This window comes from uncultured Treponema sp. (assembly GCF_934725225.1).
Taxonomy (GTDB): Bacteria; Spirochaetota; Spirochaetia; order Treponematales; family Treponemataceae; genus Treponema_D.
Window position 1 is genome coordinate 45,993 of record NZ_CAKVAM010000008.1, and the last position, 12,524, is coordinate 58,516.

The following is a 12,524-nucleotide window of genomic DNA, read 5'->3' on the forward strand; positions in this document are numbered from 1 at the left end:
TGTGCCATTATTCAGTCCAGACTTCCTGAACTCCGGAAATATCTTTTAGGCTGTCTATGTATTCCTTTGTGTTTGGAACGGTCAGCTGAGTGTTTGCCTTTACAACGTAAGTTTTTCCGTCTATTTCTATATGAAAATATACTAACAAAGTTCCCGTTCCGCCAAACAAAACATCTCTAAGCGGCGCGATTTCTTTTACGGAAGAAAAACCTTGCTCAAGCTGAATGTGGACGCTTGAAATTGCCTTTTGCTGCAAAGTTGCAATGTCTTCAATTGATTCTACAAGGAAACTCGGAACTTCCCTTGAGCCGTCAACTTTGCCTTTAAACGCATAAACTTTTTCGGCTTCAATCTGACTTGAATATTTTTCCCAAATAGCAGGAAAGAATGTTACGTCAATGAATCCCTTGTAGTCGGCGAGTTTTGCAAATGCCATCTGCTTGCCTTTTTTTGTCATTATGATTTTTAAATCCTGAAGCATTCCGATTGCAATGTATGTTTTGCCGGAATTTCTTGCCTGCCAAGATGACCTTCCGCTTGATTCCAGCGATGCTTTTTCCGCCTTGTCAATTTTTGCCCAGCGTCCGATATTTTCGCTGTTGCAGGTTGCGCAGGTTTCTATTGCGGTTTTGTAGTCGTCCAAAGGATGCCCGGAAACAAAGCAGCCTATGAGTTCTTTTTCCATATTAAGACGTTCCATTTTTGGAAGGTCTTCGCATTCTTCAAACTTAAAGTCTTCAAATTCTTTTATTCCGGCATCCTCAAAAAGGCTTGCCTGTCCGTATTCCTTGGAAGCGTTCTTTTTGTCTTCGTATTCAATTACGCGCTCAAAGTTCATGGTGAGAGTTGCGCGGTTTTGTCCCAAGTTGTCGAATGCGCCGGTTTTTATAAGAACTTCTATTGCTTTTTTGTTTACATCTTTGTTGCTCAGCCTTTCAATAAAATCCACGAAAGATTTGTAAGGTCCGTTTTTCTCGCGCTCTTCAACAATTGCTCTTGCAGCTCCTTCGCCCATTCCTTTTATTCCTTTAAGACCGAACACAATGTGTCCGTCGATAACATCAAAGATTGAGTCGGAACGGTTTACGTCCGGCGGATCAACTGGAATTCCCATTTTTCGCGCTTCTTCAATATATTCAGGAAGAGTGTCTGTGGAAGTGATTTCGTTGGTCAGGTTTGCCGCCATGAATTCAGCTTTTTTGTGGGTTTTAAGCCATCCTGTTCGGTAAGCAAGAACTGTATAAGCCGCCGCATGCGACTTGTTGAATCCGTAGCCTGCAAAAGGAACCATGATTTCAAAAATATCTGCGGCGTGTTTTTCAGTGAATCCCTGTTTTATCGCGCCTTCAATAAATTCCTTCTTTTTTCCCATCAAAACTTCTGGCTTCTTTTTACCCATCGCGCGCCGGAGCATATCTGCCGCACCAAGGGAAAATCCCGCGATTTTTTGGGAAACCTGCATAACCTGTTCCTGATAAACCATAACGCCGTAAGTTTCCTTTAGGATTCCTTCAAGGCACGGATCTGGATAGTGAACGGTTTCTGGCTTCCATTTGCCTTCGATGTACTGCGGAATATAGTCAAGCGGACCCGGACGGTAAAGCGCGTTCAAGGCAACAAGCTCTTCCACGCATCTTGGCTGGCACTGACGCAATATTTTCTGCATTCCCGGAGATTCAAACTGGAAGATTGCAACAGAGTCTCCGCGGCAGAACAAGTCGAATGTCTCGGAATCGGTTTCGCTTACGTTTTCTGTCCTGAATTCCGGCTCGTCTGGCTTTTTGTGCTTGTTGATTATGTTTTCGGCATAGCGGATTAAAGAAAGCGTTTTAAGTCCAAGGTAGTCGAACTTTACAAGTCCGCACGGCTCGATTATGTCCATTGTGTACTGAACCGCAACTTCGCCTGTCTTTGGATCTTTGAAAACCGGCGCCCAGTCTGGAAGAGCAGTAAGTCCGATTACCATTCCCGAAGCGTGAAGCCCAGTGTTTCTGATTAAGCCTTCAAGCTTTTTGCAAAGAGCAATCCAGCGGTCAAAAGTTTTTTTGTCAAGCCCGATTGTCGCCTCTGGATTTTCGCTGATTGGAATAAGCTGTCCGCCGTCTGGAAATTTGTCTGTGGGCGGCTCGAGCGCGTTTTTCAGTTTTGCCTTTGGATTGTCCGGAATGCAGGCTTTTACTTTTGTAACAATCGAAAGCGGAATGTTTAAAATTCGTCCAACATCGGCAAGGCAGTTCTTGGGCTTTAAAGTTCCGAACGTTACAATGTGTCCGACCTGCGGTTCTCCGTAAGTTTCCCTTGTATGCTGAATGATGTTTTGCCTAAAATCGAAGTCCATGTCTATATCAAAATCCGGCATGGAAACGCGCTCTGGATTTAAGAAACGCTCAAAAATCAGCTTGAATCTGAACGGATCAATGTCTGTGATTGTCATGCAGTACGCGACAAGAGAACCTGCTCCTGAACCGCGCCCCGGACCAATCGGAATGCCGTGTTCCTTTGCCCAGTTGATAAATTCCCAAACAATCAGAAAGTAGCCCGAAAATCCCATTTTAAAGATAATTCCAAGCTCGTATTCGCACCGCCGCCTTATTGCCTGCGTGATTTCCGGGTAGCGCACTCTAAGACCTTTTTCTACAAGGCAGCGCACATAGTCGTCCTGATTTTCCGTGTAGTCTTCATGCTTTTGAAATTCGATTGGAAGTGAAAAACGCGGAAGGCAGCCTTTTAGTTCGGGCGTTGTGTACTGATGAATTGTAAGGTTGCACATATTGGCGATTTTTATTGTGTTCGCCATTGCTTCCGGGTAGTTCGGAAAAAGAATCGACATTTCCTGTTCTGTCTTTAAGTACCATTCTTTTCTTCCGCCGCCCATTGTCTGATGAGGCTCGTCCAAAAGCTTCTTGAATCCAATGCACCTTAAAGCGTCCTGTGCTTCAGCGTCGTCCTTGTTGCAGTAATGAACATCGTTTGTAAGAACAAGCGGAATGTCCAAGTCTTTGGAAAGCTTTATGAGTTTGACTGCGACTTCTTTTTGCTCGTCAAGTCCGTGGTCTTGGATTTCTATGTAGTAGCGGTCCGGTCCGAAAAGCTCCTTGTATTCCTTTGCAACCCGGTACGCGTCTTCGTCCCTTCCGTTTAAAAGCAGCTGCGGAAGTTCGCCCTGAATGCACGCGCTCAGGCAGATAAGTCCTTCGTGGTATTTTTTTAGAAGCTCAAAGTCTATTCTTGGTTTTCCGTAGTAAAGCCCTTCCGTGTATGCGATTGAAGAAAGCCATGACATATTTTTGTAGCCTGTCTGATTTTCGCACAAAAGAATAAGGTGAAAGTAATGGCTGTTTTTTCCGTTGCGCCCGAACGGAACATCGTTGTGCTCTGTGTGGCTTCCCCAGGCGACATAAAATTCTTCGCCTACAATCGGGTTTATTCCGTTTACGTGGCAGAGCTTTTCAAAGTTGAGCGAGCCGAACATATTTCCGTGGTCAGTAAGAGCCAGCGCCGGCATATTAAGCTCTTTTGCCCTTGCAACAAGCGTGTCAATCTTGCTTGCGCCGTCCAGAATTGAATAGTCTGAATGGACGTGAAGGTGAACAAAATTGCTAACCGGAGTTCCTTCCGGGGCATCAGGAAATTTATGATAGTCAGCCAAGCCAAGCTCCTTGCAGTTTTTTAGCTGCCATCATTCTAATAGAAAAAGCCTCTTTTTGCTAGGCGAAGTTTTGCGATGGCAAGAATAGGACTGTTTGACGGAAATGTTTTTCTGTAGTATATTGAAATAAAGGAAATGCCCGATTTCCGTCGGTCGTCTCCACTGTTTAACTAAAAAGCCGTCCAGTGTGATCAAACGAATGGGCGGCTTTGCTTTTTAACTCTTCTTATTTTTAAGGTAAGAAAGGGTTGCGATAACTGCACTTGCAACAGCAGCGATACAATTTATGATTGCCACTACTGCCAAAACAAGCTCTAAAGTCATACGCAAGTCCTCCCGGCTTTCAAGATTCCAGCAAGCTGGTTTGAGTTCGGGAGACGCCGCCTTAGAAATCAGGCACTTCCAATAAAATTACTATATCATATTTTAATACTACTGTATATATGTAAAGTTTGGAAAGTTGATGTCATTATCCAGCTTGACTGGATAATCCCTTGCACAGACTGTATGTAAAATGCGTTAATATCTCTGTCTTTTGATGGTCGAAAGGGAGGTTTATTGACTGCTAATAATTACGCTTATCGGATTCCGAAAGGGAGGTTTATCGGGTGTCAAGAAAGGGAATGGCATAAATCTATTCATGCTGTAAAAAAAAACGTTAGGCTTTTCCAATCCGTGTGGCAATCTTTCTTTTCATTGTGCATTTTGTTTTTAGGTGGTAAAATGACACATTATGAAAGCAGCAATAAAACAATTAAAACTTTTTGCCGTGTTTTCGGCAATGTCGCTTGCGGGCAATGTGTATGCGCAGAATATAAGTCCTGACTTTGTGAGAGTTTCGGCTGTTACCCTTGAAAGAGATTTCTATATGTGCGACCACGAGGTAACGCAAAAGGAATATCAGGACATAATGGGAGCAAACCCAAGCAAATTCAAAACTAATCCGGACAAAGGCGAGATTCAGGAAAATCGCCCTGTAGAGCGGGTAAGCTGGTTTGATGCGATTGAATACTGCAACAAACGTTCCATAAAAGAAGGTCTTACGCCTTGCTACAAAGCCAACGACAGCACAGACACAAGCAAGTGGGGCATAGAACCCACGGCGGACACGAGCAAATGGGGCAAAAAACCCACAATGACATTCAGAAAAGAAGGATACATTTTTAACCAATCGACCTGGTTTGAAGTTGAGTGCGACTGGAACGCGAACGGCTACCGCCTGCCAACGAATCTGGAGTGGGAATATGCCGCAAGTGGAGGAAACAATTTAGATAAAGATGTCTACAGCGGAACGGACGATGAGTTAAAACTTGGTGATTACGCCTGGTACATCCGCAACAGCCGCAACAAGACTCACGAAGTAAAAAAGAAGAAGCCTAACGCTTTTGGACTTTATGACATGAGCGGCAATGTGGAGGAATGGTGCTGGGGAAACGAGGGTGGTGATTATGACAGCAATCTTCACGGCGGATACTGGGGCGTTAAAAATGGAAGATACTGGCATATTGGGAATGGGAAGGACGGCATTATAACTTGGCAGAGCACGAATCCTAGCTGGACAGTTCCTGAACAGTCTTATGTTCTATCTGTAAACTATCAATTACCATATAAATACGCAACCGCCTGCTTCGGATTCCGTGTAGTTCGCACAGACACAAGCACTGTTACCCAAAAGCAGAAAAAGCAAGTAGTAAATCAAAAAGAAGCAGAGAGAAAAGTTCACGAGGAAGAGCAGAAGCCGCAATCTAGGATAGCTTCTATGGAAGAAATAAGATTGAATACAGCAAAAAGTTATCTCTTAAACGGCATTCCTCCGAAAAAAGTTGCAAAGATAATGGGGATGGAGCTTTCTCAAGTTAAAGAACTTCAAAAATCTATTAAAAAATAGCTGATTTACTCTGTTCTAAGGAGATTTCTATGAAAAAGACTTTGAAAATTGCTACGCTTTCAACTTTGATTATGGGCTTTTTTGTGAGCGTGCTGCCGGCAAAAGATATTAGTACACAGATAAGTGATGCATTTAAAGAGATTATAAAAAATCAAATCTACAGCGAAAAGCAGGCGGATTCCTTGTGGTGGAAGACGAACGCGCGCGAAATGATTTTGAATCCAATTGAGGAATACGACGACCTTGGCGACAGATACTATGAATCAAAACTGTGGCAAGAAGATTCCCTTTATATCACAAGATTGCTTGTTGACTATCCTTCAGCTACTGCCAGCTATCTGCATCAGATATATATGGGAAGATATGACTGCCTTAGAAATGTCAGGGAGGTTTGGCTTAGTCCGCAAGTTGACGCTTGGGCTTTTATAGATGAGTTGCAGTCTGAATTTATTGAAGATGAATATCAGTCTGGAACTAAGGACGACTTTATAAAATACAATAATAGATTAATGTTTGACAGCGGCATGATGAACGGCTTCTGCACTATCTATGTGCCTGAAAGCGAATTGCCGAATGGACTTTTAAGCTACAGTTCAAAGCCTGTTTCGCCAGTATATTTTGTTAAAGTATATTCTGGAGACGTGTACGAGGCTTTCAAGAAAGGTGATTCCGCCGCAAGAGAATGGTGTCCCGGCCACGTCTACACTGGAAAATCCTACACTGCAAGCCGCATGAAGCAGCATATGACCTGCCAGCAGAAAAACGAGTGGTATTATTCGTGCAAATGGTGCGGCAAGTGCGAGTATAATCCAAATCATACTTTTTCGGACGAGGGAACGAAGTTTCCAGTGCACGACTTTGCAAGGTTTGACATTTCCGACAAGAATTTTGCCGGCACAAACAAGCAGGGCGAAAAAGTCTACTATCTTTCATGCAGATGGTGCGGTATTAACAAGCGCGACTCTGACTTGGCAGATTTTACTTATGAGTATTTTCGTTATGGTGCTGGACACAAGGATACCCCGGAAACTAGAGCGGTGTACAATATGTACATGGAACAGAAGAAGAAAGACTGGCAGAAAGGCGGCACAAGTTACGAACAGGCACTTGATGTTTCAACAAAAGTCAATTCAAATATGTGGTCTTTCGCAGTTCCAAAAAGCAAGGACGTAAAGGCAAAGATAAGCGAAAAAGCACAGGACGGAGTTTATTGGGCTGCCAGAAACGGCTTGTTGGACGAATCTGTTTTAGGCGACGACTTTACAAAGCCGCTTACACGTTTGCAGGCCAGCGCGATTGCTGTAACTCTTGCTGAAAAACTTTCGGGCAAGTCAATTTCCCCTGCAAAGTCAAAGACTTATTCCGACACAAAAAGCAAGTACGCGCTAAAGGCGGCTGGGGCTGGAATTTACGGCGGAGCTTCGGAAGGCAAATTTAACCCGGATGGCGCAGTTGACCGACAGCAGCTTGCAACTTTCCTTTATCAGGCCTTGATGTATGCAAAGAAAAATAAAAATGTCCGCTACTCGCCTTATGATTCAAAACTGTCTCGATATTCCGACAGCGAAAGCATTGCAGACTGGGCAAAAGAGGCTGTAGGTTTCATGGACGCTTTTGGACTTGTTGAAGGCGAAACCAGCACAAAATTCTCACCGGCAGAAAATGCTTACACCATTGAGCAGGCTTTGGCAATAGCGAACAACAGCCTTGACGCGCCTAACATCGGCTGGTATCAGAGCGGCCCGTCAGATACTAACAAGCTTGGACTTTCATTTAAAAATGACTTTCAATTGCAAAACGGCGTGGTGGGAACACTGCTTGAATACCGCAATTACGAACGCTTCTGGCGGCCATTTGCCATACCTGATGTTCCTGCTGCGGCTGGGGGACTCGAAAGATTTGCTGTCTTAGACCCATACACAAACGAGCGGGTCTACGCGCGGAAACTCAACTTTTTTGCAGTTAAGGCGGATTAGTTCGCAATCGCAATGATAGGGTGCTTATCATTCTAATGATAAGGTGTATATATCCGCATAATGATAGGATGTGTATCATTCTAATGGTGTTGTGTACTCCATTGGAATGACGCAGCTTGATACAGCATAATGTATCACTGTGGTACGCGGCAATGTATCAGGCTGATACAGTTTAATGGATTTGTGTGATACAAGAGAATGGCATAAATCTATTCATGCTGTAAAAAGCCGTTAGGCTTTTCCAATCCGTGTGGCAATTACTTTTCATTGTGCATTTCTTTTTAAAGTGGTAGAATGGCGCATTATGAAAAAGAATTTGTGCGAGCTTTTGAAGTCGCTTGGCTCTGAAGAAACTGATTATAAGATTGTGGCGGAAGACGGAATTTCTTCCCCAAAAAATACAGATGCTTGTGTAGAAGGTCTTGCTTTTGACAGCCGGGATGTAAAAGAAAACTATTTGTTTTTTGCCTTGCCCGGAACTCATACAACCGGCAACAAGTTTATAGCGCAGGCTGTTTCTTGCGGGGCTAGCGCAGTTGTTTTTCAGGATGAAATTACGCAGGAAGAGCAGTCGCAAATCAAGGCTGCTTTGGCTTCCTCTTCAAAAAATGTTGTGTTTGTAAAAGTTCCTTCATCACGGTTTGCAATGTCGCCTGTAAGCTCATGCTTTTATGACAATCCTTCTTCAAAGCTTGTTGTCTATGGAGTTACAGGAACGGAAGGCAAGTCTTCCACGGTTTCGTTTATATGGCAGTTTTTGCGCCTGAACGGAATCAAGGCGGGCTTTATTTCCACAGTGCAGTATTCTCTTGGAGGAGACGCTATAGACAATCCGCAGCACCAGACAACGCCGGAAGCTCCTATTGTTCAGCGCGAGCTTTACGAGATGGTTTGCAACGGATGCACTCACGCTGTTGTGGAATCTTCAAGCCACGGATTGAGTAAAAAGCTTAACAGGCTTGGCGATGTTCTTTTTGACTGCGCTGTTTTTATGAATGTTACGCTTGAGCATCTGGAATTCCACGGAACTTACGAGCAGTACAAAAGCGACAAGGCGAACTTGTTCCGCGCTTTGGATTTGCATAATCACGAAAAAACAATTGCCGGAGTTGCAACAAAAGTTCCTGCGTTCGGAGTTGTTAATTTGGAAGATCCTGCGGCATCTTATTTTGCTTCCTGCACCAAGCACAAAACCATAGGATTCACCACGGAAGGAAAGGCTGGCAAGCAGGCTGCTTTGGGACTTTCATCTCCTCCGCTTCCAGAAATTCCAAAAGATATGCCTTATTTTTCGTGCCGGAATATAGCTTCGGCAAGATTCGGGCTTGCGTTCAGCATTCACCGCTTTGAAACCCACGATTCTCTTAACAACGAAAATTCTGTTGTCCACGTAAAGGCTTCTGTTCCGGGAGCGTTCAATGCGTACAATATTACCGCCGCGATTTTGGCTGTGCATGGAACAACCGGAATTTCAATAGAAAAACTTGCTTTGTGCGCGCAAAAACTTACGAGCGTAAAAGGCCGCATGACCGTAATTGACGAAGGGCAGCCTTTTGAAGTTATTGTGGACTATGCACATACGCCTTCAAGTTTTGAGACAATTTTTCCGCCTGTAAAAAACCGAGCTATGGGCAAGATGATTTGCGTGTTCGGCTCTGGCGGTGAACGCGACACAACCAAGCGTCCTCTTCAAGGTGAAATTGCAGCTCGCTTCTGCGACACTGTTATTCTTACTGATGAAGATCCGCGCAAGGAAGACAGAATGGCGATTATTGAGCAGATTGCTTTGGGGGCAAGAAAAGAAGGCAAAAAAGACAATGTTGATTTGTTCCTTATTCCAGACCGTCCGCAGGCAATCAGAAAAGCATTCAGCATGGCAAAGGAAAACGACATTGTGCTTCTGCTTGGAAAAAGCCATGAAAATTCTATAATTTACGCCGACAATGCTATAAAGTACGATGAAATTTCAGAAGCAAAGAACGCTTTAAAAGAAATGGGGTTTGCAAAATGAATGTAGTTTTAATATACGGTGGAAAATCCGGCGAGCATGAAATTTCGCTTTTGTCATGCGCCTCGGTAATCAGGAATATCAGCGCAAAGCACAACGTTTCTCTTATTTCAATTTCCAAGGGCGGAAAATGGTATCTTGAAGATAATTCAGTTTTTGAGGAAGTAAGAAACAATCCTGAAGCCGCTCTTTGCGTGCATGAAGATGAAAGCCGCGAAGTTAAAGTTTCGTTTGGGCGCGGAAAAGACAACGTGTTTTTTGCCTGCGGAAACTACATTCCGTGCGATGTTGTGTTCCCGGTTCTGCATGGAACTTACGGCGAGGACGGAACTGTTCAGGGCGTGTTTGAAATGGCTGGCGTTCCGTTCGTTGGCTGCGGAGTTTTGGCTTCAAGCGCGGCAATGGACAAGGAAACTACAAAAATTCTTTTAAAGAACGCAGGAATTCCTGTTGTTCCGTATATGTGCCTTTCAAGAAGCCAGATAAATTCAAGCACTCTTTACGACAAGCTGATTGAAGAAGCAATTGAAAAACTTGAGTTTCCGCTTTTTGTAAAGCCATGCGCAGCAGGTTCAAGCGACGGAGCAAGCCTTGCGCGGAATAAAAAGGAGCTTTCGTTTGCGCTCATGGAGGCGTTCAGCTGGGACAACAAAGTTCTTATTGAAAAGGCGATTGACGCGCGCGAAGTTGAATGCTCTGTAACAGGAAATTCTGTAACGGCGACTTCGGAATCTGACTGCACGCTTTTAAAGGCTTACGGTCCGGGCGAAATCGTTCCAAAGCATGATTTTTATGATTACGATGCAAAATACAACGACCCGGACGGTGCTGAGCTAAAAATTCCGGCGCTTCTTTCAGATGACAAGCTTGAGTTCATAAGGGAAACTGCAAAGAAAGCGTATTCTGCAATAAACGCTTCGGGCTTGAGCCGCGTGGATTTTTTTGTAGACCGCAAGACTGGCGAAATTTACCTGAACGAAATAAACACAATTCCGGGCTTTACAAAAATCAGTATGTTCCCAAAAATGTGCGCTGCTGACGGATTGGAATATTCTGAGCTTATTGATTATCTTCTAAACGAAGGAATTGAAAATTTCAAGGCGAAACAGAGCCTTTGCACTTCAAGATAAAAAAGTTAAACCGGGAGGAGAAAAATGCCGCATATTTATCCGCATGGATGTTATTTTAATTCGCTTGATGAAATAAAGGGCAAAAAAATTACAATAATGGGGCTTGGTCTTAACGGCGGCGGAGAAGCCTGCGTCCGCTTTTTTTTAAGGCACGGAGCTTTTGTTACCGTTACCGACATGAAGACTGCCGAACAGCTTGCGCCAACTCTTGAATCTCTTGCAAAAGACAGATTCCTTGACAAGTCTAGGCTTCGCTTTGTTTTGGGCGGACATAAGATTGAAGATTTTTCCAATGCGGACTGCGTTATAAAAAATCCCGGCGTAAAAATTGAAGGCAATCAGTTTCTTGCGGCTGCAAAAGCAATTGAAACCGACATCAGCATTTTTCTGCGCTTTACAAAAGCTCCTATAATTGCGGTTACTGGAAGCAAGGGAAAATCCAGCACAGTTAGCGCGCTTTCCTACGGACTGAATCAGGCTGGCTTTAAATGCTTCTTGGGCGGAAACATTACCGTAAGCCCTCTTTCTTTCCTTGAAAAAACAGACGGAACTACTCCTGTTGTTCTTGAGCTTTCTAGCTGGCAGCTTGCGGATTTGCGCGGAAGAAAACTTTTAAAGCCAAAGATTTCTATAATCACAAAGATTGTTCCAGACCACCAGAACTGGTACGGCGACATGGATAGCTATGTGGAAGATAAAAAGCTGATTTTTGCTGACCAAGACAAGAATGATTTTACAATCCTTGACTTTGACGAAGACAACTACCTTAAAGAAACTGCTTCTCCAAAAAGAGGCTGCCGTTGCTGGGGCGATTTGTTTGCGAGCGAGACAAAAGCTAAAGTTCTTAGATACAGCAAGGCTCTTTTGCCAAAGGGAATTTTTGGAGCTTACTTGGAAAAAAATGGTTCTTCCTATAAAGGAGTTGCGCGTATTCCTTCAGAATTTGTAAAACCCGGCTTAAAGGAAAAGACTGTTCTTGAAGAAGTTGTAATGGAAAAACTTCAAGTTCCGGGTGAGCACATGAGAGCTAACGTTTTGAATGCCAGCCTTGCGATGTATCTTATGGGAGTTGCTCCGGCTCAAATTTGCACCGTGATGGGGCAGTGGAAAGGAATTACTCATCGCCTTGAAAAATTCTACGACTGGAAAAGTCCTTCTGATGGACGCAAAGTTGTCTTTTATAACGACAGTTGCTCAACAGTTCCAGAAGCGTGCGCGGCGGCGAGCCAGTCATTTGATCAGCGTGTTGTTCTTATTGCAGGCGGAACAGACAAAGGGCTGGACTTTCTTCCGCTTGCAAGATGCCTTGACCCTGAAAACAACACAAAGTTTCCGCCTTATGAAATCTACTTGCTTTCCGGCACTGGAACAGACAAACTTGTTTCTATGCTTGATGAGCGCGGCGTAAAATATGAAGGTCCGTTTGATTCTTTGCAGATTCTTCTTGACGTTCTTAAAACCTGCCTCATGTCTGAAAACGCAAGCCGCAACTACGGTGAAGTTTTTTCTGATACTTGGCTGCCTGTTGTCTTTTCTCCGGGCGCAACTTCATTCGGAATGTTCTCCAACGAATTTGACCGCGGAGACAAGTTCAAATCCCTTGTAAAGTCAATATTTCAGGAATAAAACTGTTAAAAACTGAAGGAATACTTACTCATGGTCTTGGGAAGTATTCCTTCAGAATTAGATAAAATATATCTGGTCCAGTACTCTTACGTTCAAGAGCTTGCTCATCCGTTTTTATGGTTTTAATAAGTCCTAAATAAAAAAAATCCCGCACTTAATGCGGGATTTACATTATTACGGCTCGTGAGCCGGTGAAAATATGAAGCGAAGCGGAATATTTTCACAGATAACCACCCGCTATGCGGGT

The 12,524-nt window shown here is 43.8% G+C and carries 6 protein-coding genes; 5 read left to right on the top strand and 1 reads right to left on the bottom strand.

Features of this window, described 5'->3' with window-relative positions:
- Positions 1 to 7: 7 nt before the first annotated feature.
- Complete coding sequence (gene dnaE, locus Q0H92_RS11290) at positions 8 to 3,649, bottom strand: DNA polymerase III subunit alpha (RefSeq protein WP_296015144.1); 3,642 nt, start codon at positions 3,647 to 3,649, stop codon at positions 8 to 10.
- Between the two features lie 733 nt (positions 3,650 to 4,382).
- Between dnaE and Q0H92_RS11295 the strand changes: the two genes are divergently transcribed.
- The 5 genes from Q0H92_RS11295 (at position 4,383) to murD (ending at position 12,277) form a co-directional block, all read left to right on the top strand.
- Entirely contained in the window at positions 4,383 to 5,537 is a 1,155-nt protein-coding gene (locus Q0H92_RS11295) for a formylglycine-generating enzyme family protein (RefSeq protein WP_296015148.1), read from the top strand.
- A gap of 29 nt (positions 5,538 to 5,566) precedes the next feature.
- Positions 5,567 to 7,513: an S-layer homology domain-containing protein gene (locus tag Q0H92_RS11300; RefSeq protein ID WP_296015154.1), complete on the top strand. Its 1,947-nt coding sequence runs from the start codon at positions 5,567 to 5,569 to the stop codon at positions 7,511 to 7,513.
- 304 nt (positions 7,514 to 7,817) lie between these two features.
- On the top strand, positions 7,818 to 9,524 hold the full coding sequence (gene murE / locus Q0H92_RS11305; protein ID WP_296015157.1) for a UDP-N-acetylmuramyl-tripeptide synthetase: 1,707 nt from the start codon (positions 7,818 to 7,820) through the stop codon (positions 9,522 to 9,524).
- Positions 9,521 to 10,651, top strand: coding sequence for a D-alanine--D-alanine ligase family protein (locus Q0H92_RS11310; RefSeq protein WP_296015163.1), 1,131 nt, complete (start codon positions 9,521 to 9,523; stop codon positions 10,649 to 10,651). The genes murE and Q0H92_RS11310 overlap by 4 nt, the downstream gene beginning before the upstream one ends.
- Positions 10,652 to 10,675: 24 nt before the next feature.
- Complete coding sequence (murD, locus tag Q0H92_RS11315; RefSeq protein WP_296015169.1) at positions 10,676 to 12,277, top strand: UDP-N-acetylmuramoyl-L-alanine--D-glutamate ligase; 1,602 nt, start codon at positions 10,676 to 10,678, stop codon at positions 12,275 to 12,277.
- Positions 12,278 to 12,524: the final 247 nt, after the last annotated feature.